Origin of the sequence: Variovorax glacialis, assembly GCF_051216375.1 — a bacterium.
Taxonomy (GTDB): domain Bacteria; phylum Pseudomonadota; class Gammaproteobacteria; order Burkholderiales; family Burkholderiaceae_C; genus Variovorax.
Genome location: NZ_JBPJZT010000005.1, coordinates 336192 through 363102 on the forward strand (window position 1 = coordinate 336192; position 26911 = coordinate 363102).

General features: G+C 67.5%; 27 protein-coding genes. 9 read left to right on the forward strand and 18 right to left on the reverse strand.

Translation table 11 applies throughout. The features are described from left to right. Positions 1 to 6: 6 nt before the first annotated feature. The gene (locus ACSFBL_RS16220) at positions 7 to 654 is read right to left on the reverse strand and encodes a Crp/Fnr family transcriptional regulator (protein ID WP_435516955.1); all 648 of its coding nucleotides are present in this window, start codon (positions 652 to 654) and stop codon (positions 7 to 9) included. A gap of 179 nt (positions 655 to 833) precedes the next feature. On the opposite strand from ACSFBL_RS16220, the gene ACSFBL_RS16225 reads away from it, so the two are divergent. Together ACSFBL_RS16225 and ACSFBL_RS16230 are read left to right on the forward strand one after the other, a co-directional pair. Beyond that, positions 834 to 1424, forward strand: coding sequence for an HD domain-containing protein (locus tag ACSFBL_RS16225; protein ID WP_435516803.1), 591 nt, complete (start codon positions 834 to 836; stop codon positions 1422 to 1424). Between the two features lie 28 nt (positions 1425 to 1452). After that, complete coding sequence (locus ACSFBL_RS16230) at positions 1453 to 2220, forward strand: class II aldolase/adducin family protein (protein WP_435516804.1); 768 nt, start codon at positions 1453 to 1455, stop codon at positions 2218 to 2220. 128 nt (positions 2221 to 2348) lie between these two features. Here ACSFBL_RS16230 and ACSFBL_RS16235 read toward each other — a convergent pair whose 3' ends face one another. Then, positions 2349 to 2906: a MarR family winged helix-turn-helix transcriptional regulator gene (locus ACSFBL_RS16235; protein ID WP_435516805.1), complete on the reverse strand. Its 558-nt coding sequence runs from the start codon at positions 2904 to 2906 to the stop codon at positions 2349 to 2351. Positions 2907 to 3131: 225 nt separating this feature from the next. Between ACSFBL_RS16235 and ACSFBL_RS16240 the strand changes: the two genes are divergently transcribed. From ACSFBL_RS16240 to ACSFBL_RS16260, 5 genes are all read left to right on the forward strand, one after another. Continuing rightward, positions 3132 to 4118, forward strand: coding sequence for a Bug family tripartite tricarboxylate transporter substrate binding protein (locus tag ACSFBL_RS16240; RefSeq protein WP_435516806.1), 987 nt, complete (start codon positions 3132 to 3134; stop codon positions 4116 to 4118). 147 nt (positions 4119 to 4265) lie between these two features. Then, complete coding sequence (locus ACSFBL_RS16245; protein WP_435516807.1) at positions 4266 to 6584, forward strand: xanthine dehydrogenase family protein molybdopterin-binding subunit; 2319 nt, start codon at positions 4266 to 4268, stop codon at positions 6582 to 6584. Beyond that, positions 6577 to 7458, forward strand: coding sequence for an FAD binding domain-containing protein (locus tag ACSFBL_RS16250; protein ID WP_435516808.1), 882 nt, complete (start codon positions 6577 to 6579; stop codon positions 7456 to 7458). Before ACSFBL_RS16245 ends, ACSFBL_RS16250 begins: the two co-directional genes overlap by 8 nt. Next, entirely contained in the window at positions 7455 to 7931 is a 477-nt protein-coding gene (locus ACSFBL_RS16255; RefSeq protein ID WP_435516809.1) for a (2Fe-2S)-binding protein, read from the forward strand. The genes ACSFBL_RS16250 and ACSFBL_RS16255 overlap by 4 nt, the downstream gene beginning before the upstream one ends. Then, on the forward strand, positions 7921 to 8739 hold the full coding sequence (locus ACSFBL_RS16260; protein WP_435516810.1) for an SRPBCC family protein: 819 nt from the start codon (positions 7921 to 7923) through the stop codon (positions 8737 to 8739). The genes ACSFBL_RS16255 and ACSFBL_RS16260 overlap by 11 nt, the downstream gene beginning before the upstream one ends. A 12-nt stretch (positions 8740 to 8751) precedes the next feature. Here the strand turns inward: ACSFBL_RS16260 and ACSFBL_RS16265 are convergent, their stop codons facing one another. The 16 genes from ACSFBL_RS16265 to ACSFBL_RS16340 form a co-directional block, all read right to left on the reverse strand. Next, positions 8752 to 10047: an MFS transporter gene (locus ACSFBL_RS16265; RefSeq protein WP_435516811.1), complete on the reverse strand. Its 1296-nt coding sequence runs from the start codon at positions 10045 to 10047 to the stop codon at positions 8752 to 8754. A gap of 125 nt (positions 10048 to 10172) precedes the next feature. After that, entirely contained in the window at positions 10173 to 11141 is a 969-nt protein-coding gene (locus ACSFBL_RS16270; RefSeq protein ID WP_435516812.1) for a PDR/VanB family oxidoreductase, read from the reverse strand. A 79-nt stretch (positions 11142 to 11220) separates the two neighbouring features. Next, complete coding sequence (locus ACSFBL_RS16275; RefSeq protein WP_435516813.1) at positions 11221 to 12246, reverse strand: Rieske 2Fe-2S domain-containing protein; 1026 nt, start codon at positions 12244 to 12246, stop codon at positions 11221 to 11223. Between the two features lie 41 nt (positions 12247 to 12287). After that, positions 12288 to 12506: a recombinase-like helix-turn-helix domain-containing protein gene (locus tag ACSFBL_RS16280; protein ID WP_435516814.1), complete on the reverse strand. Its 219-nt coding sequence runs from the start codon at positions 12504 to 12506 to the stop codon at positions 12288 to 12290. A gap of 54 nt (positions 12507 to 12560) precedes the next feature. Next, positions 12561 to 13715 carry an FAD-dependent monooxygenase gene (locus ACSFBL_RS16285; RefSeq protein WP_435516815.1) on the reverse strand — a complete coding sequence of 385 codons (1155 nt, stop codon included), beginning with the start codon at positions 13713 to 13715 and terminating at the stop codon, positions 12561 to 12563. 24 nt (positions 13716 to 13739) lie between these two features. Continuing rightward, complete coding sequence (locus tag ACSFBL_RS16290; protein WP_435516956.1) at positions 13740 to 14663, reverse strand: Bug family tripartite tricarboxylate transporter substrate binding protein; 924 nt, start codon at positions 14661 to 14663, stop codon at positions 13740 to 13742. A 140-nt stretch (positions 14664 to 14803) separates the two neighbouring features. Beyond that, positions 14804 to 15775: a VOC family protein gene (locus ACSFBL_RS16295; RefSeq protein WP_435516816.1), complete on the reverse strand. Its 972-nt coding sequence runs from the start codon at positions 15773 to 15775 to the stop codon at positions 14804 to 14806. Positions 15776 to 15797: 22 nt separating this feature from the next. Beyond that, positions 15798 to 17276, reverse strand: coding sequence for an aldehyde dehydrogenase (locus ACSFBL_RS16300; protein WP_435516817.1), 1479 nt, complete (start codon positions 17274 to 17276; stop codon positions 15798 to 15800). A gap of 23 nt (positions 17277 to 17299) precedes the next feature. Beyond that, entirely contained in the window at positions 17300 to 18106 is an 807-nt protein-coding gene (locus ACSFBL_RS16305; RefSeq protein WP_435516818.1) for an aspartate dehydrogenase, read from the reverse strand. A gap of 14 nt (positions 18107 to 18120) precedes the next feature. Then, the gene (locus tag ACSFBL_RS16310) at positions 18121 to 19809 is read right to left on the reverse strand and encodes a thiamine pyrophosphate-binding protein (protein ID WP_435516819.1); all 1689 of its coding nucleotides are present in this window, start codon (positions 19807 to 19809) and stop codon (positions 18121 to 18123) included. 130 nt (positions 19810 to 19939) lie between these two features. Next, complete coding sequence (locus ACSFBL_RS16315; protein WP_435516820.1) at positions 19940 to 20779, reverse strand: SDR family oxidoreductase; 840 nt, start codon at positions 20777 to 20779, stop codon at positions 19940 to 19942. Between the two features lie 18 nt (positions 20780 to 20797). After that, on the reverse strand, positions 20798 to 21631 hold the full coding sequence (locus ACSFBL_RS16320; RefSeq protein WP_435516821.1) for an IclR family transcriptional regulator: 834 nt from the start codon (positions 21629 to 21631) through the stop codon (positions 20798 to 20800). 29 nt (positions 21632 to 21660) lie between these two features. Continuing rightward, positions 21661 to 22533, reverse strand: a complete 873-nt coding sequence (locus tag ACSFBL_RS16325) for an alpha/beta fold hydrolase (protein ID WP_435516822.1) — start codon at positions 22531 to 22533, stop codon at positions 21661 to 21663. 8 nt (positions 22534 to 22541) lie between these two features. Beyond that, positions 22542 to 23087: a cupin domain-containing protein gene (locus tag ACSFBL_RS16330; protein WP_435516823.1), complete on the reverse strand. Its 546-nt coding sequence runs from the start codon at positions 23085 to 23087 to the stop codon at positions 22542 to 22544. 25 nt (positions 23088 to 23112) lie between these two features. Continuing rightward, a complete protein-coding gene (locus tag ACSFBL_RS16335; RefSeq protein ID WP_435516824.1) occupies positions 23113 to 23928 on the reverse strand; it encodes an SDR family oxidoreductase in 816 nt (271 codons plus the stop codon). Positions 23929 to 23931: 3 nt separating this feature from the next. Beyond that, entirely contained in the window at positions 23932 to 24912 is a 981-nt protein-coding gene (locus ACSFBL_RS16340; protein WP_435516957.1) for a Bug family tripartite tricarboxylate transporter substrate binding protein, read from the reverse strand. 178 nt (positions 24913 to 25090) lie between these two features. On the opposite strand from ACSFBL_RS16340, the gene ACSFBL_RS16345 reads away from it, so the two are divergent. Continuing rightward, complete coding sequence (locus ACSFBL_RS16345) at positions 25091 to 25450, forward strand: hypothetical protein (RefSeq protein ID WP_435516825.1); 360 nt, start codon at positions 25091 to 25093, stop codon at positions 25448 to 25450. Positions 25451 to 25587: 137 nt separating this feature from the next. Then, the gene (gene tcuC, locus ACSFBL_RS16350) at positions 25588 to 26895 is read left to right on the forward strand and encodes an MFS transporter (protein ID WP_435516826.1); all 1308 of its coding nucleotides are present in this window, start codon (positions 25588 to 25590) and stop codon (positions 26893 to 26895) included. Positions 26896 to 26911: the final 16 nt, after the last annotated feature.

Genomic DNA, 26911 nt, shown 5'->3' on the forward strand with positions numbered 1-26911 from the left:
CGGCGGCTACCCTGCATTGCCGAGCTGCCGCAGCGCGTCGGGCGAAAGCAGCTCGATGCGCCCGTAGCCCAACGCGATCACGCCTTCATGCGCGAGCGCGTTGAGTTCCTTCGACAGGGTCTGGCGCGTCACGCCGAGCATCATCGCGAGCGCCTCCTGGGGCAACGCCACGCTGCGGCGCGGCTCGGGCGATTGCGTCGCGTCGCCACGCGCGAGCGCCAGAAGCCGACGCGCCACGCGCGCCCGCAGGCCGCGCAACGTGGCGTCCTCCATCAGGCCGTAGAGACCGCGAACACGTGCCGCCAGCAAGGCTGCAATGGCGCGCGCGAAGGCGGCGTCCTGCATCTGCTGCGCGAAGGCTTCGTAGGGAACGGCCAGGAGGTCGAGCGCGGAGAGCGCGGTGGCATCGTGCGTGCGCGGTGAGCCGTCGATCAGGCTGATCTCGCCGAACCAGTTGCCGGGTTCGAGCACGGCGAGGATCGCTTCCCGGCCGTCCTGCCGCAGCGTCGATATCTTGATCGTCCCCGCCGCCAGTCCGAAGAAGGCCGCGCCCGCCACGTGCACCGGATCGTCCTGCCTGAACACCATCGCGCCGCGACGCAGGTGGATCAGTTCGGCCGCGCCGAGCAGCGCCTCGCGCTGGGCACGCGGCATGGACGCGAACCACGGGTTGGACTCCACGGCCGCGCGATGCGCTGCGGACAATTGCGGGCGGGGCAATGAAGGCAAGTCCTGGCTTCCGGGGGTTTACGAGAGCGCTCCATTGTCAAATTCTTGACAGTTGAGCGTCAAGCACGGGTCTACAGTGGCCGCACCCCACAGGAGACTTCACGATGAACGCAAGAGCGAATTTCACCCGCATGCAGGACAGCACGCGCGAAGACTGGCAAGTGATCGGCGGCGAATTCATGCAGTTCGCGACAGGCCTGCCCGAGCGCGTGATCAAGCACCTGCAGATCCTCGAAGGCGACTACGGCGGCTTTCCGATCGACCGCTACTCGCACTCCCTGCAGACCGCCACGCGCGCACTGCGCGGCGGCCGCGACGAGGAATACGTCGTGTGCGCGCTGCTGCACGACATCGGCGACACGCTCGGCACCCTTAACCACCCGGACATCGCGGCCGCGATCCTCAAGCCCTTCGTGACGGAGGAGAACCACTGGATGGTCCAGCACCACGGCATCTTCCAGGGGCACTACTTCTTCCATCACATCGGGCTCGACCGCGACCTGCGCGAGAACTTCCGCAGCCATCCGAACTTCGAGCGCACCGCCGAGTTCTGCGAGCTGTACGACAACCCCGCCTTCGACCCGAAGGCCGAGACCTTGCCGATCAGCGAATTCGCGCCCATGCTGCGACGTGTGATGGCGCAGCCCCGCCAGAGCATCTACAAGTCGGCAACGGCAGAATCGGCCGCCGCCTGATCACCCCACGCATCCCAGGAGACCCTCGATGAACGCCACCTCCCAAAGCGAAACCCAGAAGCTCGTCAGCGCCGAAGAATGGCAGCTGCGCGTCGACCTTGCGGCCTGCTACCGGCTGGTCGCGCTGTATGGCTGGAGCGACCTCGTGTTCACGCACATCAGCGCGCGCGTGCCCGGCCCGGAGCACCACTTCCTGATCAATCCGTACGGCCTCATGTTCGACGAGATCACGGCGTCCAGCCTCATCAAGGTCGACAAGGACTGCAACAAGGTGATCGACTCGCCCTACCCGGTCAATCCGGCCGGCTTCGTGATCCACAGCGCGATCCACGCGGCGCGCGAAGACATCCAGTGCGTGCTTCACACCCACACGCGCGCCGGCATCGCGGTCAGCGCGCAGAAGAACGGCGTGATGCCGATCAGCCAGCAATCCACCTTCGTGCTCGCATCGCTGGCCTATCACGATTACGAAGGCGTGGCCTTCCGCGACGACGAGAAGCCGCGCCTGCAGGCCGACATGGGCAACGCCAACTTCCTCATGCTGCGCAACCACGGCCTGCTCACCGTCGGCAAGACCATCGCGGACGCCTTCCTCAGCATGTACACCTTCGAGAACACCTGCCAGATCCAGATCGCCGCGCAAGCCGGTGGCGGCGAGCTGACCCAGGTTGACCCACGCATCGTCGAAGGCGTGGGTCATGCGATGAAGGTGCAGACAGGCGGCATGGGCGGGGCCTTCGTCTGGCCGTCATTGATCCGCAAACTAGACCGCATCGACCCCACCTACAAAAACTAAGCGCCTCGCCGGACCGCGAAGCGGGCCTCCTTCGCGAAATACCGCGGCACGGCTTCGCCGCGCCGCTGGTGTTGCCCCCGGCAGGGGGTAGGCGAAGCGACACGCAGTGCGCGAAGCCTGGGGGCGAGTCAAATATCCAATGCGGATGCGTCAGGCGAATCCTCGTCGCGCGCTTCCTCTGCCGCCCTGCAGTACTCGCGCAGCTTGAGCAGCGCGCGGTACATCGCATCCCGCTCGTCGGGCGTCAGCGCGCGGATCGCGGCCGCCTGGCGCCGGCGTGCGATGGGAATCGCCTCTGCGTGCAGCGCCTTGCCGGCCGGCGTCACGGCGCACCAGACCTTCTTGCGCGGCGTGTTGCCTTCCGCCTGCAACTCGACCAGTCCTCGGCCTTCCAGCAGCTTCAGCGTGCGGCTGACCAGCGCCTTGTCGGAGGTCGACTGCTTCACAAGTTCGCTGAACGCCAGGCGCTCCGCATGCGCCACGAGCGACAGCACCCGCCATTCCGACACCGACAGGCCGAACTGATCCGCGTACGGCAGCGTGATGGTGCGCCGGAGCGCGTTGCCCACCTGGCTCATCATGGTCGTGATGAAGGCATCGACCGTCAGCGTCGTGCCTGCTTCGTCGAGTTCTGTCCAGGGCGTGGGCGGCTCGGCCACGGGGGAAATGGTGCTTTTGTCTGTCATTGGCCTGCATTGTTTCACGCTGTCGCCGGTAACCGCAGATACCGGATAGATCAATTAATCTCTAAACGTCAATCAGTAGTTACGGCAAGTTGATGCATCAACAATGACGGCACAATGAAGCGTTCGTTAGTGAATCGTTGTTTTACTAATGAATCGCCATTCCATTCCGTTGCCAGCTGCCATGCACGCTTCCCACGACGCGCATGGCCCTTCCAGGAGCCAGTGATGTTCTCGACCCGTCGCCAAGTCCTTCTCGCGGCCACGATGGCGGCATGCGCCATGACCGCCGGTCACGCCATCGCCCAGACCGACTACCCGTCCAAGACGATCAGCGTGATCGTGTCCTATCCGCCCGGCGGCGACACGGATGCCATCGCACGCCTGTTCGCCGACAAGCTCTCGCAGCGGCTGAAGCAGACGGTCATCGTCGACAACAAGCCCGGCGCCGGTGGCGCCCTCGGCAACAACTTCGTGAGCCGCGCACCGGCGGACGGCTACACGCTGCTGTTCACGCCGAACCCCTTCACCACCGCGCCGCTGGTGATGAAGCTGTCGCCCAGCGCCAGCTACGACGTGCTGCATGGCTTCGAGCCGATCATCAACACCGCCACGCAGCCGCTCGTGCTGGTCGCCAATCCCGGTCTCGGCGTGAAGACGCTGCCGGAGCTGATCGCCGCGGCCAAGGCCGGCAAGCCCGTGAGCTACGCCAGCCCCGGCGCCGGCTCGCCGATGCACATCGCCGGCGAATGGCTGAATCACGCGGCCGGGGTGAAGTTCTCGCACGTGCCCTATCGCGGCGTGGGTCCGTCGGTCACCGACGTGGTCGCCGGCCACGTCGACACGGCCTGGGTGACCTTCGGCGCGGTCCGGCAGTACCTGCAGAACGGGCGGCTGATTCCCCTGGCGATCGGCGACGCGCAACGATCGAAACTGGCGCCGAACGTGCCGACCCTGGCCGAGCTGGGCTACAAGGACGTGGTGGTCGGTGCCTGGAACGGCTTCTTCGCGCCCAAGGGAACGCCGGCACCCATCGTCAAGCTGCTGAACGAGAACCTCAACGAGATCCTCCGTTCGCCCGAAGTCGCAGAGAAGCTGGCCGTGTTTGGCGCCCTGCCGGCCGGCGGCGCGCCGGACGTGCTCGGCAAGATCAATTCGACGGACTACGTGGTGATGGGCAAGGTCATCAAGTACCTTGCGATCGCGGCGGAGTAGGGCTCGCCCCCAGGCTGCGCGCACTTCGTGTCGCTTCGCCTACCCCCTGCCGGGGGCAACACCGGCGGACCCGCGGAACCGGATCCGCGGTGTTTCGCGGACGGGCTTCGCTTTGCTTGCCAGGGATCTCCATTCGGGCATTTGACGATGAAACATTCTTTGAATACTGCAGGCTCTGGCGCTTCGACGTTGGGGACCGACATTCCACAGGTCACTGCGCGGGCCAAGGTTCTTGGGCGGGCGATGTATGCGGGTGACATCAAGGTTGCGGGGATGCTGCATGGGAAGGTGCTGCGCAGTCCTTACCCGCATGCGCGGATCGTGTCGATCGATACGTCCGAGGCGCTGGCGCTGCCGGGGGTGAAGGCGGTGCTGACGGGCGCCGATGCGCCGCGGGCGATGTGGGGGGTGCATCACAAGGAACGGCGCATTCTTGCCGAGGGCCTGGTGCGCTTCGCGGGGGAGGAAGTGGCTGCGGTCGCGGCGACTACCGAGGAGATTGCGCGGGATGCGCTGGATCTGATCCGCGTCGAGTACGAGGAGCTGCCGGCGATTCTCACGCCCGAGGAAGCACTCGACGAGGAAGCGCCGGGGGTTCATCCGGGGCGCAACAACGTCTCGCACGAGATTCGATTCGAGCGGGGTGACGTTGCGGCGGGCTTCGCGTCGGCGCACGTCGTGCACGAGGCTACCTACGACGCGCATGCGCAGTATCCGGGGTACCTGGAGCCGATGGGCACGGTGGCGAGCATCGATCCCGATGGACGGCTGGTGGTCTGGACGTCGACGCAGTCGGTCACGCAGGCGCGGCTGCGGCTGGCTGCCGCGCTGGAGCGTCCGATCTCCAGCATCCGCGTGATCCAGGCGACGACCGGCGGCGGGTTCGGCGGCAAGCTGGTGGAGGACGCCAACAACCTCATCGCCGGACTGCTGGCGGTGAAGACGGGCAAGCCGGTGCGGCTGGTGAACAACCGGCTGGAGGATTTCCTGGCGGCCTGCTCCAGCGTGCCGGAACGCATCACGCTCAAGCTGGGCATGGACCGCGACGGGCTGATCGTGGCGAAGGACGTCCGCATCATTGCCGAATGCGGCGCCTACGCCGGGCTCGCCGCCGAAGTGATGCACGTCACCGCCATGCGCAGCGACAACATGCACCTCAACCCCAACGTCCGCTCGCACGCCACGCTGGTCTACACCAACAACCCGCCGCACGGTGCCTTCCGCGGCTTCGGCGGGACGCAGATGCAGTTCGCGCTCAACAGCCACATCCACACGATGGCCGAGATGCTTGGGCTGGACCCGGTGCTCATCCACAAGCGCAACGCCATTCGCGTCGGCGAAGTCTCCATCCACGGATGGCAGATCGGCAGCACGGGGCTGGTGGAGTGCATCGACCAGGCCGCCGACGCCATCGGCTGGGAAGCGAAGCGCGCGTCGCCGAAGTCGCACGGCGTGAAGCGGCGCGGCGTCGGCATGGCCGCGGCCATGCACGTCAGCGGCAACCGCACCATCGGCAACTGGGACGGCTCCACGGTGATCGTCAAGATCAACGAGGACGGCCGCGTGTTCATCATGAGCGGCGAATGCGACATGGGCCAGGGCGCGATGACCATGCTGAGCCAGGTGGTCGCGCACGAGCTGGACCTGCCGCTGGCCCACATGCACGTCCTGCCGCCGGACACCGACACCTCGCCCATCGCGATCGGCTCGCTCGCATCGCGCGTGACCATCGCCGCCGGCAACGCGGCCATCGTCGCGGCACGCATGGCGCGCGACAAGCTCTTCGCGCTCGCATCGAAGCAATGGAGCGTGCCGGTCGAGCAGTTGAAGATCGCAGGCGGCGCGGTGTTCGTGGCCGAAGCACCCGAGCGCCGCGCGACCATCGCCGAGCTCGCGAAGCTCCACATCTGGACGCATGGCGGCGAAGGCATCCAGGTCAGCGGCAGCTGGGATGCCAGGACGGTCATGCACGACGACCAGGTGTACGGCAACATCGCGCCCGCCTACTCCTTCGCCGCGCAGGCGGTCGAAGTCGAGGTCGATACCGAGACCGGCCAGGTGACCGTGCTCGACAGCTACGTGGCCGACGACTGCGGCAAGGCGCTGAACCCGATCGCGATCCACGGTCAGACCAACGGCGCGACGGTGCAGGCCTTCGGCTGGACGCTGTACGAGCAGATGCAGGTCGAAGGCGGCCGCCTGATGAACGGCAACTTCGCCGACTACACGATGGCCACGGCCGACGCGGTGCCCCTGTTGCGCGGCGGCTTCGTCGAATCGAACGACCCCAACGGCCCCTACGGCGCCAAGGGCGCGAGCGAGACGGCGATCCTGCCCGGCGCCCCGGCCATCGCCAACGCGGTGTACGACGCCATCGGCGTGCGCATCACCGCTCTGCCGATTACGCCTGAAAAGATCCTCGCCGCCCTGCGCGAGCGCAAGGAAGAGGAGACGCGCGATGCGTGATTTCGACTACCTGGAGCCGGACTCGATCGACGAGGCCAGCCGCATGCTCGCCGACCTCGGCGACGACTGCCGCGCGATTGCCGGCGGCACCGCGCTGATGCTCGGCATGCGCCAGCGCATGTTGGCGCCGACGCACCTCGTGTCCCTGGCGCGGCTCGCGCCACTGCGCGGCATCGACTTCGATGCGCGCCGCGGACTGCGCATCGGCGCGCTGTCGCGCCATGCCGACGTCGCCAATTCGCCCATCGTGCAGGCCCACTACCCCGTGCTCGCCAGCATGGCCGCCCGCGTGGCAAACCCGCAGGTGCGCAACCAGGGCACGATCGGCGGCAACCTCTGCTATGCCGATCCGTCCACCGACCCGCCCGGCTGCCTGATGGCGCTCGACGCCAAGGTCGTGCTCGGCAGCAGCCGCGGCGAGCGTGTGCTGGGCATCGAGGAATTCCTCGTCGACTACTACGTCACGGCGCTGGAGCCCGACGAGATGGTGGTGGAGATCCGCGTTCCGCCGCTTCAGGCCGACACCTCGGGCGTGTACACGCGCTTCCTCCGCACGGCCGCGGAGCACCGTCCGCTCGCCAGCGTCGCGTTGATCGCGCGGCGCGACGGCGCGCTGTGTCGCGAGGCGCGGATCGCCGTCGGCGCATCGACACCTATCCCGACGCGATTGCGGCGTGCCGAGGCCTTCCTCGAAGGGCGCACCGTCACCGCCGCCATTGCGGCCGAGGTGGCCGACATCGTCGCCGCCGACATCGAACCGGTGTCCGACACGCGCGGCTCCGCGGACTTCCGCCGCGACATGGTGCGCGTCGTCGCGCGCCGCACCGTGGCCGAACTGTTCGGCCTCGCATCACATGAAGGAGCTTCGCAATGAGCCAGCACCGCATCGAATGTTCAGTCAACGGCGAGGCGCAAGCCGTCGACATGCCCGCGCGCCGCTTGCTCTCCGACTTCCTTCGCGACGACCTGCACCTCACGGGGACCAAGCGCGGCTGCGAAACCGGCATCTGCGGCGCCTGCTCGGTGCTGGTCGACGGCGAGGTCGTCAAGTCCTGCCTGATGCTGGCCGTGCAGGTGCAAGGCCGCGAGATCACCACCGTCGAAGGCCTCGGCGACGGCGACGCGCTGCACCCGCTTCAGGAAAGCTTCATGCAGTGCGGCGGACTCCAGTGCGGCTACTGCACGCCGGGCTTCCTCATGACCTCTTGCGCCATGCTCGCGAACAACCCCGACCCGACGGTCGATGAAGTGCGCCACGGGCTCAACGGCAACCTGTGCCGCTGCACCGGCTACACCCAGATCGTCGAATCCATCCTGACCGCCGCGGAGAAGATGCGTGGAAATTGAAAAGACACTGACAGTGGCGGCACCGCCGCAACGCGTGTGGGCGATGCTGCTCGACCCGCAGGTGATGGGCGGCTGCGTGCCCGGCATGCAGTCCATCGAAGTCGTGAGCGATGTCGAGTACGTCGCACTGATGCACGTGAAGATCGCCTTCGTGAGCGCCAGGTTCAAGCTGCGCACCACGATCGTGGAGCAGCGCGCGCCGAGCTACCTGCGCGCCGAAGGCACGGGCGAGGATGCATCGGTCGCCAGTTCGCTGAAGCAGCAGAGCGAGATCTTCCTCGCGCCTACCGCCGAGGGCGGCACCGAGTTGCGCATCAAGGTCAAGGTCGACGTGCTCGGCCGCCTGGGCACCTTCGGGCTGAGCGTGATGAAGACCAAGGCCGATCGCATGTGGGAAGAGTTCGGCACCAACCTCGCCGCGCGCATCGATGGCGGGGCCGAAGCGGCTCCCGCGCCGGCCGCATCCAGGCCGGCGGAGGTCGCAAAACGCCCTGCCCCGCCCGCCGCAGCGCAGGCGACCGAGGCCGCCACTGCGCACGCGCCGGTCCTGTCCGACAGCGGAAGGCCCATCGCGGCGACACGCAAGCCGGTCGCACCCGCGCTCTCCGTGCAGGCACCGGAAACCGGGATCGAACCGGGCTGGTGGACACGCCTGCTCGGCGGCAAGCCCGGCCGGCCGGCGAGCGTGCCGACTTCGGGGCGATCGATCCGCATCGAAGTGCGCCAGCTCGACAAGACCATCAGCATCGATTGGCCCCTGGAAGACGCCGATCAGTGCAAGGACTGGCTGCGGGAACTGATGAAGTGAGGAAGGGGCCTGTCAGGCCGGCGTTGCGCTGATGCCTGACAGTTCTTGCCGACGCTCACGCAGCCACAGCACGAAGCCGCAAGCGAACACCACGAGTTGCGTGCCGATGAGCAACGAGAAGCCCGCGAAGAAGCCCGAAGCGGCACCGCCCGATGCGCCCTGCCCGCCCGACACCGCGCTGATCACGCCGCCCATCAGCGCCGGCATGAACCCGGCGACCAGGCTCCCGGTGCCATTGACGACGCCGAAGGCGCTCGCCACATGCTCGGGGCGCGCGCAGTACTGCACCGTGCTCGGAATCGCCGGGCTCTGCAATCCCCAGAAGAAGTTGGCGGCGATCAACGCATAGGCCGCGAGGTAGCGGTCATGGGCATTGATCGCGAGCAGCACCGACAGCGCCACGCCCGCGCTCGCTGCCATGAAGATGAAAGGCACCCGCTGCCGCTCGATCCTGTCGATGATCACGCCGCCCAGCAGCACGGCCAGGACGGTCGCGTACTGCGGCAGCGAAGCGAGCCAGCCCATTTCCTTGAGCGAGAAGCCGCGCGCCTCCTTCAGGTAGGTCGGCAGCCAGTTGCTGCTGCCCCAGAGATAGGCCAGCGTCGCGGATGTCAGCACCGTGATCAGCACGAGGTAGCGCGTCTGCAGCGCACCCTTGACGATGTCGCCCACGTGCGTCATCGCATCGCCGAAGGACTCCGGCTTGCGCTGACTGGCGTACGACGTCGGCATCTTGACGAAGGCGAGCACCAGCGGGATGCCGAGCGCGATGTTCACGACGCCCAGCACGTAGAACGAGGTCTCCCAATGGAAGCTGGCGAGCATGTAGCCGATGAGCGGATAGCCCAGCGCCAGGCCCAGCCCCGTCCCCATGTTGACGAAGGAGTTGGGCTTGCCGTTCTCGTGGCTCTCGTAGTGCGCCTTGATGTACGAGGAAGCCAGCGAGAACAGCGGCCCTTCGGAGACACCCAGCAACACGCGCGACGCGAGCAGCATCCCGTAGCCGCTGAACCAGGGCGTGATGAAGGTCACCACGCCCCAGAGGCCGAGGCCGATGATCAGGCTGCGCCGCACGCCGAACAGCGCGGCGCAGAACGGCGTCAGCACGAAGGCGGACACGCCGTAGCCCACCATGAACGCGGTGGCGAGGAGCCCCTGGCTCACGCGGTCGCCTTTGGCGATCCCCACATGGTCGAGGAAGGCCGAATCGGTGATCAGGACCGCGATGTTGATCCGGTCGATGTAGGAGATGGCAACGATCACGAACAGCGTGATGACGCCATACCAACGAAATGCTCTGGCTTGCATTGCCACTCTCCATTGAAAAAAACGCTTTGCGTTGGAAGGCGGTGCGGAAACCGACTTCGGTCCCGTCTACGCGGCGTTCGGCGAGGTGGGAACCCCGCCGGGCGATTGCGCCGCTTTCGGGGGAGTTAGATGTCGAGCACGAGCGGCCCGCGCTTGCAGCCCGAGACACAGATCATCATGGTCTTGTTCGACGCACGTTCCAGCTTGGTGAGGATGCCGTCGTGATGGTCGATCTCGCCATCCAGCACCTTGGTTTCGCATGCACCGCACACGCCTTCCTTGCAGCTGTGATCGGGGTTGAGCCCCGCGTCGATCAGACTGTCGAGGATCGATTTGCCTGGGGGAACCTCCACGGTCTTGCGGCTCTTCGCGCACTCCACCATGAAGCTCTGTGTCGCGCTCGGCGCCTCGACGTGGACCGCTGCGAAGCGCTCGATGTGGGCGTGGGGGTAGCCGAGTTGCTCGCAGGTCTTCTCGAAGCCGTCGAGCATCGGCGTGGGGCCGCAGCAGTAGTAGTGGCTGTCGGCGCCCTTGTCGCCGAGCAGTTCCGCGAGGTTCGGCGGGCCGCCCTTCTCTTCGTCGAAGTGCCAGGTGAGCTGCACCGACTTCTCGGCCGCGAGCGCGGTGATGGCCTCGACGAAGGCGGCCTCCTTGCGGGCACGGGCGCAGTAGAGCAGCTCGACCGGCTTGCCGATCGCCACCAGTCGCTGCAGCATGCACCAGATGGGCGTCACGCCGATGCCGCCGGCCACCAGCACCGATCGTTCGGCGCCCTCTTCCAGCTTGAAGTTGTTGCGCGGCACCGAGATCGGCAGCGTCATGCCCACGCGCAACTGCTGGTGCACGTAGCGCGATCCGCCCCGGCTCTTGCGGTCGTTGAGCACGCCGACCACATAGCGCTGGCGATCGGTCGACGGGTTGCACAGCGAATAGCTGCGAACCAGCCCATTGGGCAGGTGCAGGTCGATGTGGGAGCCGGCTTCGAAGGCGGGGAAATCCACTTCCGGCGTGGCCGGTCGGAACTCGACGCTGACGATGCCGTCGGCCTCGTAGCGCATCGTGTGCACCAGTGCGTTCAGCGTGGGGGATGACATGGCGGGAACCTCGGGGAAACGATTCAGTTCATGGGGGCCGTGCGCAGGTCGACGTCGCGCCGCGCGATTGCGGCGAGGGTCATGACGCGTTCGCGCCTTCCAGTTGCTGCGTCGCCAGGCCGCGCAGGTGGCGGCGCAGGCGCACGATGCCCAGGTCGTGCTGGTAGAGCTGCTCGTGCTTGTTGGCGTCGGGCTCCATGTTCTCGATGAGCACGCGGTCCTGTTCGAGCACGTGCCAGTGGCGCGCTTCGAGGCGGTTCTTGTAGAGGAAGCGCCAGGTGTCGCGCTCCCAGCCCGCGGGCAGCCGGCGCACGCGCCAGTGGAAGGCGCACGAGAGCGTCGGCGAGATCGGCGTATAGCTGCCGACGATGCCGAAGTTGCCGCCGGGGCCGCCGGTCTTCGGGTAGGGGATCTCCAGGCGCATCCAGTGCACGCCGGTGTCGGCCCATTCGGTCCAGTCGAAGTTGACGTTGCGCTGGCCTTCCTTCTCGAACACGAAGCCGGTGTCCGTCGCGCGGATGCCGAACTTGGCGGTGGAGTCGCCCTCGGCCATCGAATGCGACTGCTTGTGCAGGAAGGTGCCGTGCATCGGGTCCATCACGTTGTCCAGCACGTAGCGGTAGTCGCCCTTCCATTCCGCATAGCAGAGGAAGCTGGAGTACTGCGCGTCGTCGGTGAGCTGCTCGGGGAGCACCAGCGGCGGCGGCGTCTCGACCGACTCCTTCGAGTTGTAGAGCCAGACGGCGCCGGCCTTCTCTTCCACGTGATAGAAGCGCGTGGCCTGCGAGCCTTCGAGCTTGCAGCCTGGGCTGCCGGGCACGCGGGTGACGACGCCGTCGCAGCGCACTTCGACGCCGTGGTACGGGCAGGACAGGCGGTCGCCCAGGATCACGCCCTGCGACAGCGGCGCACCGCGGTGCGGGCAGCGGTCTTCGAGCGCATGTAGCTTGCCGGCATGGTCGCGCCAGAAGGCGAACTTGCGGCCGAGGCGGCGCAGCGAGACGGGCGATTCCTTGATGAAGCTCGTCGGGCAGATCGGATACCAGAGATCCTTCAGGCCGATTTCGAGCAGCTGGTCGACCGGGTCATCGTGGGTGGTGGTCATGACGGTTCCTCTTGATTGGGAGAAAGGGGGCGATCGAAGACTCAGGCGCCGAGGGCGGCCATTTCTTCGCGGTAGATAGCCTCGGTCCAGGCCTTGCCGCTGGGGCTGGCGAGGCCGCTCTGGTTGAGCTGCTCGACCAGGCCGGGCAGATCGTGGATGCCGGCGGCGAAGGCGCGCTCGATCGCATCGCCGAGCAGGTCTTCGTAGGTGGTGGGGGTGCGCTGGCGCGCCTGGTGGGGATCGAGATAACGGTCGGTCATGGTTCGCTCCATCGAAAAAAGGGGGGTCGTGCGGGATTTCAGTCGTGGCTCTGGTTATTGCGCGGTGGACTCGGCGGCGACGGGCACGGCCCATGCGTCGTAGCCGTAGACCCAGTCGGCGTTGCCGCCTTCGCGCAGCCAGTTGTTGCCGCGCGAGCCGAGCTGCACCTGGCTCGCACGTTCGATGCGGGCCTTCTCGAAGCGCTTCAACGCATCGACGGCATCGGCCATGGCCACACCTTCGAGGTGACGGGCCAGCACGACGGCGTCTTCGATCGCCATGCCGGCGCCCTGCGCCATGAAGGGCAGCATCGGATGCGCCGCATCGCCGAGCAGCGCCATGCGACCCTTCGCCCACGCCGGCATCGGATCGCGTTCATACAGCGCGGTCTTGAGCACGGTGTCGCAGGCGTCGAGCAAGGCGCGCGCCTCGGGGTGGTAGGCGACGTATTGCTCGCGCAATTCGTCGACGCTGCCGGGGGCGGTCCACGATTCGAGATGCCAGGTGTCCTGCGGCGTGGTCGCGAAGATGAAGATGTCCTTGCCGCGATTGAGCGGGAAAGTCACGATCTGGCTTTGCGGATTCGGGCCCCACCACTTGGTGAAGGCACCGAGGTTCGGCACGCTCGCGACGCGCTCGGCCGGCACCACGGCGCGGTACGCGACGATGCCGGTGAAGCGCGGGCTCTCGGCGCCGAACATCGCGGTGCGCACGGCCGAGTGGATGCCGTCTGCGCCGATCAGCACCCCGACGCGCGAGCTGCTGCCGTCCTCGAAGTCCACGCTGACGCCGTCCTCGTCGGCAGCGATGGTTTTGGCGCGCTTGCCCAGTGCCACGCGCTGGGCCGGAAACATGTCCGCCAGCGCGGCCAGCAGGTCGGCGCGGTGGATCGTGAGCTGCGGGGCGCCGTAGCGCGCTTCGGCCGAGTCGGCCATTTCGAGGCGCGAGGTTTCCTCGCCGGTGTCGTAGGTCCGGCTGATGCGATGCGAGGGGCGTGCCGCCGTGACGCGGGCCGCTTCGCCGACACCCAGGCCGTCGAGCGCCCGCACGGCGTTCGGCGTCAGGTTGATGTCGGCACCGACGCGTGCGAACTGCTTCGCCTGCTCGAACACGACCACGTCGTGTCCCGCACGCTGCAACGCGATGCCGGCGACCAGGCCGCCGATGCCGGCGCCGACGATGCCGATGGTGGATTCGCTTGTCTTCACTGAGTGTCTCCTTGGGTCTTCGCGTTATTCGGCAACGATGTTGCGGGCCTTGATGATCCGGGCCCACACGGCGGTTTCGTCACGCATCGCGGTGGCGAACTCGGCCGGCTTCATCGCGGCGCTGGTCATGCCCTGCGCCTGAAGACGATCGCGCACATCGGACTGGGCCAGGATCTCCGCGGCATCCTTGGCGAGTTGTTCGGCGACCGCGGGCGGCGTGCCGGCAGGTGCGAGCAGTCCGTACCACGACGTCACGTTCACGCCCTGGATGCCCTGCTCCGCGAGCGTCGGGATCTCCGGCGCGACCGGGCTGCGCTTGGTTTCGGTCACGCCGAGCGCGACCAGCTTGCCGCTCTTGATGAAGGGCAGCGTGGCCGGCAGGTTGCTGAACATCAGCGGCACCACGCCGCCGAGCACGTCGTTGAGCGCGGGGCCGGTGCCCTTGTAAGGCACGTGCAGCAGGTCGACACCGGCCTGTTGCTTGAACAGTTCGCCTGCCAGGTGCAGGCCGCTGCCGACGCCGGGCGATGCATACGACAAGGTGTTGGGCTTCGCCTTGGCCTGTGCCACCAGGTCCCTGGCCGTCTTGATGCCGGACGCCGGCGACGCGACCAGCACGTTGGGCGCTTTCGCGAGCATGGTGACCGGCACGAAGTCCTTCTCGATGTTGAACGGGAAGTTCGGCATCAGGGTCGGATTGATCGTGAGGTTGCCCGCGGGCACGACCAGCAGCGTGTGGCCATCGCCCTTGGCGCGCTTGACCTTGTCGATGCCGATGTTGCCGGCGGCACCGGCCATGTTCTCGACCACGGCCGCCTGGCCGTAGCGCTTGGCGAGGCCGTCCGAAAGAATGCGCGCCAGCGTGTCCACCGGGCCGCCGGGCGGGAACGGCGAGACGATGGTGAAGCGGTCGCTCGAAAGCTGCTTCTGTGCATCGCTTTGCGCCATCGCCGGCACGCAGCAGATTGCAGCGGCGAGCAAAGCGATGCCCGTTCGGAAAACACCGCGGGACCGGCTTTGCCGGGCCGCAGGTGTTGCCCCCTGCAAGGGGGTTGGCGTAGCGACACGAAGTGCGCGAAGACTGGGGGTCATTTCTTCTCCGTCAGGAACTTGCCTTGCGGGCCTTCGACGTTCTTCTGGCGACGTGTATTCCCGTCGAGGCCGCCGTCGACCGCCCATTCGGCAAACACCGTCGGACCGGGTTCGAACTCGCGCGGCTGCCATTCGGCAGTGAGCTGGTCCTCGTCCGCGTAGTACTCGATCAGGCCACCCGCCGGGTTCTTGAAGTACCAGAAGTACGCCGACGACACCGGATGCCGGCCCGGCCCGAGTTGCGTTTCCCACCCCTTGCGCGAGAAGTGCAGGCCACCGCCGAACACCTCATGGATGTCGCGCACGGTGAAGGCCACATGGTTGAGCCCGCGCTTGCCCGAAGGAATCTGCAGCAGGAACAGGTCGTGATGGCCGCCGCTCGGTGCGCAGCGCATGAAGGCGCCGCGATTGGGATAGCTGTCCGACGACACGAAGCCGAAGCGATCGCGGTAGAAGGCGCTGGTCGTCTGCACGTCGTTCACGAAGAAGACCACGTGCCCCACTTCGATGGGCGTGGCGCGCTCGTAGATCGGTGCGGCCTGGTTGACGCGCGGCTTGGCGTTCCAGGTGTTCATCGCGCCGCAGTCGATCTCGATCGGGTGCTTGCGGCTCACCTGCAGTCGCACCGCCAGGCCGTTCGGATCGATGCAGCCGATGCGGCGCGCGCCTTCGACGTTGCCGTCGACGAAGCCTGGGTCCTTCGCGATGGCATCGGCGTAGCGCGCGAGGTCCGCTTCGGTCTCGACGCCCCACACCACTTCACGCAGCGTGGGGCCCTCCTCCATCGCGGGCGGCAGGCCGGGCTTGTCCAACGCCGCGACGACGACCTTGCAGCCGTTGAGGCATTCGAAGACAAGCTCGTCGGCCGCCTCGGACTTGAGCGCGAGGCCCCAGTCCTGGAAGAAGGTGCGGCAGGTCGCGAGGTCGTCCGCCGCGTAGGTGATCTGGTCAATGCCCAAAACGCTCATGTCGATTCTCCAGCTCGGGTGTTCAGGCGTTCGCCCAAGGCAATGGTTGTTCATTGGTGCCCCAGTACATGCTCTTCTGCTCCATGTACTGGAAGATGCCTTCGCGGCCCTTCTCGCGGCCCAGGCCGCTGTCGCGCCAGCCGCCGAAGGGCGTGGACACGGAGAACTGCTTGTAGGTGTTGACCCAGACCGTTCCGGCCTGCACCGCACGCCCGAGGCGCCATGCGCGCTTGAAGTCGCGACTCCACACGCCCGCGGCGAGTGCGTAGATGCTGTCGTTGGCCTGCGCGATCAGCTCTTCCTCGTTGTCGAAGGGCATCGCCACCAGCACCGGCCCGAAGATCTCCTCCTGGCTGATGCGCGCACTGTTGGTGAGGCCTTCGAGGATGGTCGGCGTGTAGAAGTAGCCCTTGTCCAGGCCATTGCCGTGCGGACGCACACCGCCCGTGCGGATGCGGCCGCCTTCCTGAACGCCGAGTTCCACGTAGCGCTCGATGCCTTCACGATGGCGCGCGGTGATCAGCGGACCCATCTGCGTGCGTTCCGAAGCCGGATCGCCCACGCGCAGCGCGTTGGCGTGCTCGGCCAGACGCGTCAGGAACTCGTCGTAGATCGAGCGCGCGACGAACAGGCGCGAACCGGCGATGCAAGATTCACCCGACGAGCTGAAGATCCCGTAGAGCACGCCATTGATGGCATGGTCGAGGTCCGCGTCTTCGAGCACCATGGTCGGCGACTTGCCGCCGAGTTCGAGCGAGACCGGCATCATCTTGTCGGCCGCGATGTGGGCGATGTGCTTGCCGGTCGTGGTGCCACCGGTGAAGGACACGCGCTTGACCAGCGGATGCTTGGTGATCGCATCGCCGATGACCGAGCCCCTGCCCGGCAGCACGCTGACGATGCCCTTGGGCACGCCGGCTTGTTCGCAGATGCGCGCGAGTTCGAGCGCCATCAGCGGGGTGACCTCGGCGGGCTTGACGACCACCGCGTTGCCGGCCGCCAGCGCGGGCGCCAGCTTCTGCGCCTCGCTCGCGATCGGCGAGTTCCAGGGCGTGATCGCGGCGACCACGCCCATCGGCTCGTGCACGCTCATCGTGACGAAGGGGCCGCGCGAGGGCGTGATGGATTCTTCGAGCGTTTCCAGCGCAGCGGCGAAGAACTGGAAGGTGCCCGCGGCGCTTGCGACCAGGGCGCGCGTCTCGTTGATGGGCTTGCCGTTGTCCAGCCGCTGCTTCTGCGCCAGCGACTCCGACTCCTTGCGGATCAGGTAGGCGACGCGGTGCAGCACGGCGGCACGCTCGTGCGGCAGCTTCTGCGCCCAGCCGCTGGTCAGGAAGGCCTGGTGCGCGCGGGTGATGGCTTCGTCCACGTCGTCCAGGCTCGCGGCCTGCAGGCGCGCGATGGGCTCGCCGGTGGCCGGGTAGAGGCTTTCATAGACGTCGCCGCCGCCCAGGCGCCATTCACCGGCGATGTTGAGGGGGAGCAGTTCGGAGGAGATCATGGGGTTCTCTCTGTTCGGATCATTCAGATCGCCAGTGGCGCGACGCGGTTGCGCAGCGCGCGCACGGCGCTGTAGACAGTGAGCGCGGACGTCTTGGGGTTGGCCGCCAGCGGCTTGTTGCGCATGGTCAGCTCGAAGTTGCCGAAGGCGCCTTCGGCTTCGACCACATGGATGTTCTCTGTGACGGCCGGATCGGCGATGAGCCGCACCAGCGTGCGGTCGAGGCCGAGCCCCGCGAGCGAGACCGTCGCGGCGACGTTGGCGTTCTTCGGATAGAGCGTGGCCGCCTCGCGGGCGCTGCCTTCGAAGATCACGGTTTCGCTCTTGAGTGCGGCGAGGTCGCGGCCCTGCTCTGCCGGCGTGCCCTTCCAGGCATGCGGCGGCTTGCGGCCCGTGTAGCGCACGGCATCGAGCCCGCCGATGCGCGCGGCGGCCAGCGCATCGATGGCGCCGATGGCCCCTGCGATCAGTTGTACCTGCGTGCCCCCGGCAACCGCAGCGGCTTCGAGCTTTTCAGCAAAGCCCTGGGCCGACAGCGCGCCCACGGAGGCGACGATGCAGGGCGTTCCGCGCTGCAGCGCCGACAGGACATGCGCCTCGATCGCCGCATGGCCCGCGGCTTCGACGACGAGGTCGATGCCTTCGGCGGGAACGGACGACAGGACCCGCGCACCCGGTGCGAGCCGCGCGGCCGTGGCCCGCGCCGAAGCCAGCGTCTCGGCCGGCACGACGATGGCGCTGACTTCGAGCTTCGCGTCGGCCTGGAGCAGTTCGAGCACCGAGGTGCCGATGGCGCCGCAGCCGATGAGGGCGATGCGCGTGGTGGACATCCGAGTGACTCCGCTCACTTGGCCGCGCCGAGCGCGGGGATCTGCGTGATCGTGTTGGTCGGCGGCCCGGCGAAGGTGCTCTTGAAGCCGCCGATCGTCAGCATGTCGATCTCCAGCAGGAAGGGGCCGTCGGTGGACAGGGCCTGGTCGAGGCGCGCGGGCAGATCGTCCAGGCTCTGCACGCGGGCGTGCGGCAGCGCGATCGACTTGCACAGCAGGTCGTAGTCGGGCGTGTGCAGTTCGGCGTAGCAGCGGCGGCCGCCGTACTGCACGTCCTGGATGTTCTTGATGACGCCGTAGCTCTTGTCGTTCATCAGGACGATCACCATGGGCGCCTTCTCCTGCACCATGCAGGCCAGCTCGCCCAGGTTCAGGATGAAGCCGCCGTCGCCCGCGAGGCAGAAGGTCTTGCGGCCCGAACCGGTCACGGCCGCGCCGATGGCCGCGCCGATGGCCATGGGCATGCCCTGGCCGATGCCGCCGCCCGTGGCGTGCACGCCGGCGCTGGGTTCGAAGATGCGCAGTTCGCGGTTGCCCCAGGTGCTGTTGGAGACGGTCACGTCGCGCACCCAGTTGAAGTTGCGGCCCGCCACGCCCTGGATCTGGCGCACGAGTTCGGCGTAGGGGCCGAGGCCGTCACGCAGCGTCGACACGGCCTGGTCGTGCGCGGCGCGCAGGTCGACCAGCAACTTCGGATCGGCCTTGTACTTGGCGGCTTCGAGGCGATCGGCCAGGCCATCGAGGGCCAGCGCGGAATCGCCGCAGACGAAGGCATCGGTGGCGTAGCAGCGGCCTTCGGCGGCGCCGTCGGCGTCGATGCGGTACAGCGGGCGCGGGAGCTTCAGCTCGTACTTCAGCGTCTCGTTGCCACGCAGGCGCGAGCCGACCACGAGCATGGCGTCGCAGGTCTGGTAGAAGTTCTCGACGGGCTTCTGGACGTTGTAGGCGCCGAGCGATCCGGCATCGTCCTCGGGCACCGTGCCGCGGCCCTGCGTGGTGGTGACCACGCCGAAGCCGAGCTTCTGCAGGCGCCGGATGGCCGCACCGGCATGGCGTGCACCGCCGCCGACCCACAGCAGCGGGCGCCTGGCCTTGGCCAGGTCCGCGGCCAGCGCATCGAGACCGGCCTTCGACGGCACGGCGCGCTCGACGGGCAGCGGCGACAGGTCGGCCGGCATCGGGACCAGCGCGGACTGGATGTCGATCGGGATCTCGACGCTCACCGGGCCGGTGGGTGCGGTCATCGCCACCTGCACCGCACGCTTGAGCGTGCCGAGCACGTTGTCGACGCTGCGCACGCGGAAGGCGGCCTTCGAGATCGCCTTGAGCATCGTGAGCTGGTCCGGCGCCTCGTGGATGTACGACATGCCTTTGTCGATGTAGGGCGTCTCGATCTGTCCGGTGATGTGCAGCAGCGGCGCGCCGGCGGTCAGTGCCTCGACCATGCTGCCCGCGATGTTGCCCGCGGCCGGGCCGGTGCTGGTCACGCACACGCCCAGGCTGGCGGTGGAACGCGCATAGGCATCGGCCATGTTGCCGGCCCCCGCCTCGCCCCGCGCCGAGATGAAGCGGATCGCGCCGCGCTGGGCGAAGGCGTCCAGGATCGGCATGTTGTGGATCGAGATGACGCCAAACGCAGCCTTGACGCCGCACTGTTCGAGGAAGGCCGCGACAACGGCGCCGACGGTGACTTTGGTTTGCATATCAGTACTCACTAAATTTTGTTAACGGTCGATACGGTGAACACCGCGGACCCGGCTGCGCCGGGCCGCCGGTGTTGCCCCCTTGAGGGGGTGCAGAAGCCACACGAAGTGGGCAAGGCTGGGGGTGGGCTCAAGCACATCGGGAGTGGCCGCCGGAGATGTCGAGGTGGGCACCCGTCGTGTAGGAAGCGAGGGGCGACGCTAGGAAGAGAATCGCGCGAGCCGCCTCGATGGGAAGGCCGAGGCGACCCAGCGGAATGTGCTTGCCTTGCGCAAGCTGTTGGCTCCATGCAGGCCAGTCGAGCGACTTGTCTTCCCGCGCATCGAAGCGGCGGCGCCACTGGCCCGACTCGACCAGGCCGATCAGGATGCCGTTGACGCGCACGCCCTGCGGCGCGAACTCGGTGGCCATCGAGCGCACCAGGTTCAGCAAGCCAGCGCGCGCGGCCGAAGTCGCGACCATGTGCGGCTCGGGCTGGCGAGCGAGCAGCGAATTGGCGCAGACGATGGCGGCATCGCCGAGTACGGTGCGCTGCGCCGTGAGCTGCGGCAGGAATGCGCGCGTGGGGTTGATGACCGAGAAGAACTTCAGGTGCAGCTCTTCGGTCCAGGCCGCATCCTCGGTGTTCGCGAAGGTCGAGACGCGCCCCTGCCCCGCGTTGTTGATCAGCATCGAAGCCGCGCCCAGCGCCGCCTCGCTCTCGGCGGCAAAGCGCTGCACCGAGGCGGCATCGAGCACGTCGCAGGTGCGCGCGAAGATCCTGGCCTGCGGACGGGCGGCGCGCAGGTCGGCCACGGCGCGGTCGAGGCGCTCGGCATTGCGGCCGCACAGCGACACGGCGGCACCGCAGTCCAGCAACTGCTCGACGGTCGCGAGGCCGATGCCGGAGGAGCCACCGGTCACGATGGCCACGCGTCCCGCCAGCGCGTCGGCGGCGAAGAAGGAATGGGAATGGGTCGGCGTCGTCATGATGTCGGTCGCAATGGCTCAGGCGCGCTTGCCGGTCCGCAGCGGGACCACCTTGGGCGAGTAGTTCAGCAGGCCCGAGATGGCCTCGGCGGTGTCGCGCACGCGCTGCACCATCTCGTCCATGCGGTCTTCCTCGATATGGCCCGAGGTGATGGTGGCGCCGAGCGCCGCAACGATGTGACCGGTGTGGTCGCGCACCGGCGCCGCGATGCTGGAGATGTTCGACTCGAAGAAGCCTTCGCCCAGCACATAGCCGCGCGTGCGGTCGGCCTGCACCATGTCGAACAGTTCGTCGACCGTCTTCGGCGTGCTCGGCGAGAAGGTCTCGAGCTTGTCTTCGGGGTAGAGCGCGCGCAGCTGCGGCAAGCTCAGGTCTTCGAGCAGGATGCGCCCGAGGACCGTGGCGTGCGCGGGCAGACGCGTGCCCACGGTGACCGAACTGGCAAAGGGCGTCGGTGGCGCGACCTTCGCGACGTAGACGATCGAGCGGCCATCGCGCACCACCAGGTTGCAGGGCGTGCGCAACTCCTCGCACAGTTGCTGCAGCAGCGGCGTGCCGAGTTGCGTGAGTTCCAGCGAGGCCAGGTACTCGAAGCCGAGACGCAGCACCGCAAGGCCAAGCCGGTAGTCGCGGCCGCCCTCTGCCTTTTCGAGGAAGCCCATGTTCTCCAGCGTCGTCAGCAGGCGGAACACCGTCGAGCGCGGCAGCGCGAAACGGCGTGCGAGTTCGGGCGCGGAGAGCGAACGGTTCTCGCGGCTGAATTCGCAGAGCACGCGCAGCCCGCGTTCGAGTGCGGGGACGTTGTAGCGGTCCGAGCCTTCGTCCAGTTCGTCATTGCCAGTGGTGTTCATAGGTCTTCGATTTGCCTCGTCATGGATGTTCAGGAAGACAGCGCGTCGCGCAGGATCGCGGCGACCGCGGCAGGTTGCTCCACATAGCTCGCGTGGCCTGCGCCTTTGATGCGTTCGAGCTGCACGCCGCACTTCTGCGCGACCTCGGCGCAGCCGGCCGGCGGCGTGATTACGTCGAGCGCTCCGCAGGCCACGCGCACGGGCATCGCAGGCGGCAGGTCGGCCAACAGGTCGCCGCCGCAGAGCAGTTCCACGGCCTGGCGGTAGCCGAATTCGTTCAGGCGCGCCATGTTCCAGCGAACCCACTGGCGAGCCAGTTCGCTCGCGTTGTCGGACACCAGGCGGCCCGAGCGATTCGCGGCCATGCCGGCAACGCCGATCCGGGCGAGCGTGTCGAGGCGTTCGCTGCGAACACGCTGGCGGGCGTCGGCACGCGCCGGTGCGCCGTAGCCGGCTGCCGGGCTGATGAGGATGAGCCGGCGGATGCGCCTTGCCAACGGCGAATCCGCACGCGCGGCCGAAGCGGCAGTGAGCGCACCGAGCGAATGCCCGACCAGCACGCAGGATTCGATCTCCAGCGCATCGAGCAGGCCGCCGAGATGCGCCGCATAGTCCGCCGCGGCCGGAACTTCGGACGCAACAGGCGTGGACTCGCCATAGCCCGGCGCATCCCATGCGATCACACGTGCACGTGGTGCGAGCAGCGACGCCGTATCGAGCCACGATGCCGCGCCCGACCCGATGCCATGCAGGCACACGATCGCCGGGCCCGTGCCGCATTCGCGCACGGACACCACTGCGCCCTCGCCCACCGCCACGCGACGCGCCGGAAAGCGCGCGTCGAGCCGGTCCAGCTCGGAAGGTGGTGGAGACAGTGCGTCGATCACGGCGGTGTCGCTCATCGTTTTGCTCAGCGTTTGATGCTGGCGAGAGGGTGATCGGCCGGGTACGTCGGCGTCACCGGCTTCTTCGCGCCGAGCATCACGCACATCAGCGCGTCTTCGTCGCCGATGTTGATCTCTTCGCGGTACACGCCTGGGGGCACCGAAATCAGGTCGCGGTCGGTCATGATGGTTTCGAAGCGCTCGCCGTCCTTCTCGATGACGACCTTGAGCTTGCCGCGGATCAGGAAGAACACTTCCTCGACATCGGTGTGCAGGTGCGGCGGGCCTTCATGGCCGGCGGGGATCACCATGGTCGAGAAGGTGAAGTTCTCGGCCGGCACGGTGTTGACGTCCGAAGCGACGCCGGTGCCGCCGGTGCCCACGTAGCGCATCTGCGCGCGGCGGAACTTGGGATCGAAATCGGCCTGGAACTTCAGCGCGCCCCAGTCGTACTTGCGGGTCGAATAGCGCGCGATGCGGGTGTTCATCCACGCTTCGAGGCTGGTGCCTTCGGGACGCTCCCAGGTGGGGGCGGCGCCATCGATGTTCTGTTGATCGGACAAATCGCTCATCGGGAAACTCCTTCGTCGAAAAAAATCAATGCATCACAAAGCCGCCATTGACGGCGAGCAACTGGCCGGTCATGAAGCGCGACAGGCCGGACAGGGCGAACAGGACCGCGCCGCAGACGTCGACCGCCTGCTGCTCGCGCGGGATCGCACGTCCTTCGAGGTATTTCTGGTGCCGTGCCATGGGCACGTATTCGGTGGCCTCCACCAACGTGAGGCCGGGCGCCACGGCGTTGACCGTGATGCCCTCGCCGCCCCACTCGCGCGACAGCGAGCGCGTCATCGAGATCACGGCGCCCTTGCTCGACGCATAGGCCAGCAGGTTCGGCGCGCCCCACAGCGCGGTGTCGGACGCCAGGTTGACGATGGCGCCACGGCCGCTTTCCGCCAAGGCCGCCTGGCAGGCGCGGCTCATGAGCCAGGTGCCGCGGACGTTGACGTCCATCACGCGGTCCCACATGTCGATCTCGAGCGCGTGCGCATCGCGGCCGCCGGAGTTGGTGATGGCGGCGTTGTTCACGAGGCCGTCGAGGCCACCGAGGAGCCTGACCGCTTCGGCCGCGCCCTGCGCGATCGAGGCCGGGTCGCACAGATCGACGGTCAGCGCGTGTGCCGTGAAGCCATCCCCGCGAAGCGCCTGTGCCTCGGTCTGCGCGAGATCGGAGAGGATGTCGGCGAGCACCACGCTGGCGCCGGCCTTGGCGATGCACTTCGCGAAGGCGAGGCCCAGGCCGCGCGCGGCGCCGGTCACGAGCACGCGGCGGCCCGCGAGAAGGTTCGTCGGCAACTCGGCCAGCAGCGCCTGCAGGCTGGCCGGATCGGCGGTGGTATTGACTTCGGTCATGGATCAGTCCGCCTGGATGCCCAGTTCCTTGATGATCCGGCCGAAGCGCTCGAAGTCGGACGCGTTGGTCCTGGCGAGCGTCTCGGGTGCGCCGCCCAGGGGCACCGCACCCAGGACCGCCATCCTCGAGGCGACGTCCGGCATCTTGAGGATCTCGTTGAGGTGGCGGTTCAGCGTCTTTACGACGTCGGCGGGCATGCCCTTGGGTCCGAACAGGCCGTGCCAGGCGGTGACCTCGACGTCCTTGACGCCCAGTTCCGCGAAGGTCGGCACGTCGGGCGCGAGCGGCGAGCGCTTGGCGTCGGCCACGGCCAGCACCACCATCTTGGCGGTGGGCAGGTAGGGAGCGACCGGGCCGAGGGTGATGTAGGTCAGGGGCACATGGCCGCCGAGCACGTCGTTCACGGCCGGGGCCACGCCGCGATAGGGCACGTGACGGATGTTCATGCCCGTGGCCTTGTTGACCATCTCGCCGAGGATGTGCATTGGCGAGCCGCTGCCGGGGCTCGCATAGGAGAGCGGCTGGGCCTTGGCGGCAGCCGGCAGGTCCTTGAAGCTCTTGACGCCGGTGGCGGTGCTTGCCACCAGGGCCAGCGGCAGGGTGCCGGTCTGGATGATGGGCGTGAAGCCGTTCAGCACGTCGTAGCCCGATGCGCCGGTGGTCTTCAGGACGAGTTGCGCGATCGAGAAAGTGCTGGGCGCCAGCAGCAGCGTGTAGCCGTCCGCGGGCGCCTTGGCGACGAAAGCGCTGCCGATGATGCCGCTGGCGCCCGGCTTGTTGTCGACGATCACGGTCTGCCCGATGCGCGTCGACAGCTTTTCGGCGAAGAGGCGCGCGAGCGCATCGGTGTCGCCGCCGGCCGGATAGGCGACGACCAGGGTGATCGGCTTGCTCGGATAGCCCTGGGCCCAGACCGGCGCGGCCGAAGCGGCGGCCGCGATCGAAAGGGCAAGGGCCAGGGCCTGGCGACGGGTCTTCTTCATCATGGTCGTTGTGATCCGTGGAATGGTGAAATGGAAAGCCTGCCTGCTTCGCTACGTTTCACTAATAAAACATCGGTTTATCAATGGAACGAATGCAGGAAGAATAATCGCGAAGCCTTGATGAAAGATAGGTACAAACCCTAGCTTTTACGTCCGTTTACTTGGTGACGATGGGGCCATGAACCGACTCGCGCCCGCACTCGCAATCGCCGCAGGCTTCGCCCTGCCCCCGCTGCATGCCGCCACGCTGGAGACGCGGACCTACACGGTCGAGATCACGCCGATGTGCGGCGAGCGCGTCACCGATTGCGAGCAGTTCGCCTATGCCGACACGCACAAGCGCAACGGCAGCCACCTCAACATGGTGGGCAAGCCGGGGGAGCGGCCCTGCCCGCCCGGCAAAGCGCCGTGCAATCCCATGGGCTGGCAGTTCTACGACGGCCTCACCAGCTACTTCGTAGGCCAGGACGGCTGGCTGATCGTCACCAAGGGCAACAAGACGACGCTGCGCGAACAGGGCGCGTGGCGCGAGCGCTAATCCCTCCCGCCTGAGCAGGGCCTGACTCCCGGGGGCGGGACATACCCCGAGCGAGATGACGGCTGTTCGACAGCTTGTCTGCCTACGATGAATGGATCGCGCCGACACCAGCGCGTCCACCCCATCAGGAGACACCCATGAGCACCGCCACCCTGGCGCCCGGCCACGACGCGCCGCCGCGCAGCACTTCCAAGCTCGGCGCCGTGCTGCGCGTGACCAGCGGGAATTTCCTCGAGCAGTTCGACTTCTTCCTGTTCGGCTTCTACGCGACCTACATCTCGAAGGCCTTCTTCCCGGCGAGCAGCGAGTTCGCCTCGCTGATGCTGACCTTCGCCGTCTTCGGCGCGGGCTTCCTGATGCGGCCGCTCGGCGCGATCATCCTGGGCGCCTACATCGACGAGGTGGGCCGGCGCAAGGGCCTGATCGTCACGCTCGGCATCATGGCGAGCGGCACTGTGCTCATCGCCTTCGTGCCCGGCTACGCGACGATCGGCGCCATCGCGCCATTGCTCGTGCTGCTCGGCCGCCTGCTGCAGGGCTTCTCGGCGGGCGCGGAGCTGGGCGGCGTGTCGGTCTACCTGTCGGAGATGGCGACGCCCGGGCACAAGGGCTTCTACACCGCCTGGCAGTCGGCCAGCCAGCAGGTCGCGATCGTGCTGGCCGCAGCGCTCGGCTTCGCGCTCAACGAGATGATGGCGCCGACCGCGCTGGCCGAATGGGGCTGGCGGATTCCCTTCTTCGTCGGCTGCATGATCATCCCGTGCATCTTCGTGCTGCGCCGCTCGCTGCAGGAGACGGAAGCCTTCCAGGCCCGCAAGCACCATCCCACCACGCGCGAGGTGTTCCAGTCGATGGTGCGCAACTGGCGCGTCGTGCTGGCCGGCATGTTGTTGGTCGCGATGACGACGACGACCTTCTACCTGATCACCGTCTACACGCCGACCTTCGGCAAGACCGTGCTGCACCTGAGCGCCAAGGACAGCCTGATCGTCACGCTGCTCGTCGCCGTCACCAACTTCATCTGGCTGCCGATCGGCGGCGCGCTGTCGGACCGCATCGGGCGCAAGCCGCTGCTGCTCGCGGTCACGATCCTGGCGATCTTCACCGCCTACCCGGCGATGCACTGGCTCGCGGCGGAGCCGAGTTTCGGCCGCATGCTCGACGTGCTGCTGTGGTTCTCGTTCCTCTTCGGCATGTACAACGGCGCGATGGTCGTGGCCCTGACCGAGGTGATGCCGGTCGAAGTGCGCGTGGTCGGCTTCTCGCTGGCCTACAGCCTGGCGACCGCGGTGTTCGGCGGCTTCACGCCCGCGATCTCGACCTGGCTGATCGAGTCGACCGGCGACAAGGCGGCGCCGGCCTACTGGCTGAGCTTTGCCGCGGTGTGCGGGTTGGGCGCGACGCTCGCGCTGTATCGCAAGGGACGGCGCGCGGCCGTCGCGTAGCGCGGCAGAATCGGGG

What these genes read in the sequence shown, in the direction of transcription:
- ACSFBL_RS16280 (WP_435516814.1), bottom strand. Translation starts at nt 12,506, where the DNA reads ATGACCGACCGTTATCTCGATCCCCACCAGGCGCGCCAGCGCACCCCC.
- ACSFBL_RS16265 (WP_435516811.1), bottom strand. Translation starts at nt 10,047, where the DNA reads ATGCAAGCCAGAGCATTTCGTTGGTATGGCGTCATCACGCTGTTCGTG.
- ACSFBL_RS16345 (WP_435516825.1), top strand. Translation starts at nt 25,091, where the DNA reads ATGAACCGACTCGCGCCCGCACTCGCAATCGCCGCAGGCTTCGCCCTG.
- ACSFBL_RS16220 (WP_435516955.1), bottom strand. Translation starts at nt 654, where the DNA reads ATGCCGCGTGCCCAGCGCGAGGCGCTGCTCGGCGCGGCCGAACTGATC.
- tcuC (WP_435516826.1), top strand. Translation starts at nt 25,588, where the DNA reads ATGAGCACCGCCACCCTGGCGCCCGGCCACGACGCGCCGCCGCGCAGC.
- ACSFBL_RS16330 (WP_435516823.1), bottom strand. Translation starts at nt 23,087, where the DNA reads ATGAGCGATTTGTCCGATCAACAGAACATCGATGGCGCCGCCCCCACC.
- ACSFBL_RS16300 (WP_435516817.1), bottom strand. Translation starts at nt 17,276, where the DNA reads ATGATCTCCTCCGAACTGCTCCCCCTCAACATCGCCGGTGAATGGCGC.
- ACSFBL_RS16255 (WP_435516809.1), top strand. Translation starts at nt 7,455, where the DNA reads ATGAGCCAGCACCGCATCGAATGTTCAGTCAACGGCGAGGCGCAAGCC.
- ACSFBL_RS16225 (WP_435516803.1), top strand. Translation starts at nt 834, where the DNA reads ATGAACGCAAGAGCGAATTTCACCCGCATGCAGGACAGCACGCGCGAA.
- ACSFBL_RS16250 (WP_435516808.1), top strand. Translation starts at nt 6,577, where the DNA reads ATGCGTGATTTCGACTACCTGGAGCCGGACTCGATCGACGAGGCCAGC.
- ACSFBL_RS16275 (WP_435516813.1), bottom strand. Translation starts at nt 12,246, where the DNA reads ATGACCACCACCCACGATGACCCGGTCGACCAGCTGCTCGAAATCGGC.
- ACSFBL_RS16245 (WP_435516807.1), top strand. Translation starts at nt 4,266, where the DNA reads ATGAAACATTCTTTGAATACTGCAGGCTCTGGCGCTTCGACGTTGGGG.
- ACSFBL_RS16230 (WP_435516804.1), top strand. Translation starts at nt 1,453, where the DNA reads ATGAACGCCACCTCCCAAAGCGAAACCCAGAAGCTCGTCAGCGCCGAA.
- ACSFBL_RS16335 (WP_435516824.1), bottom strand. Translation starts at nt 23,928, where the DNA reads ATGACCGAAGTCAATACCACCGCCGATCCGGCCAGCCTGCAGGCGCTG.
- ACSFBL_RS16270 (WP_435516812.1), bottom strand. Translation starts at nt 11,141, where the DNA reads ATGTCATCCCCCACGCTGAACGCACTGGTGCACACGATGCGCTACGAG.
- ACSFBL_RS16340 (WP_435516957.1), bottom strand. Translation starts at nt 24,912, where the DNA reads ATGAAGAAGACCCGTCGCCAGGCCCTGGCCCTTGCCCTTTCGATCGCG.
- ACSFBL_RS16325 (WP_435516822.1), bottom strand. Translation starts at nt 22,533, where the DNA reads ATGAGCGACACCGCCGTGATCGACGCACTGTCTCCACCACCTTCCGAG.
- ACSFBL_RS16305 (WP_435516818.1), bottom strand. Translation starts at nt 18,106, where the DNA reads ATGTCCACCACGCGCATCGCCCTCATCGGCTGCGGCGCCATCGGCACC.
- ACSFBL_RS16315 (WP_435516820.1), bottom strand. Translation starts at nt 20,779, where the DNA reads ATGACGACGCCGACCCATTCCCATTCCTTCTTCGCCGCCGACGCGCTG.
- ACSFBL_RS16240 (WP_435516806.1), top strand. Translation starts at nt 3,132, where the DNA reads ATGTTCTCGACCCGTCGCCAAGTCCTTCTCGCGGCCACGATGGCGGCA.
- ACSFBL_RS16235 (WP_435516805.1), bottom strand. Translation starts at nt 2,906, where the DNA reads ATGACAGACAAAAGCACCATTTCCCCCGTGGCCGAGCCGCCCACGCCC.
- ACSFBL_RS16290 (WP_435516956.1), bottom strand. Translation starts at nt 14,663, where the DNA reads ATGGCGCAAAGCGATGCACAGAAGCAGCTTTCGAGCGACCGCTTCACC.
- ACSFBL_RS16295 (WP_435516816.1), bottom strand. Translation starts at nt 15,775, where the DNA reads ATGAGCGTTTTGGGCATTGACCAGATCACCTACGCGGCGGACGACCTC.
- ACSFBL_RS16320 (WP_435516821.1), bottom strand. Translation starts at nt 21,631, where the DNA reads ATGAACACCACTGGCAATGACGAACTGGACGAAGGCTCGGACCGCTAC.
- ACSFBL_RS16310 (WP_435516819.1), bottom strand. Translation starts at nt 19,809, where the DNA reads ATGCAAACCAAAGTCACCGTCGGCGCCGTTGTCGCGGCCTTCCTCGAA.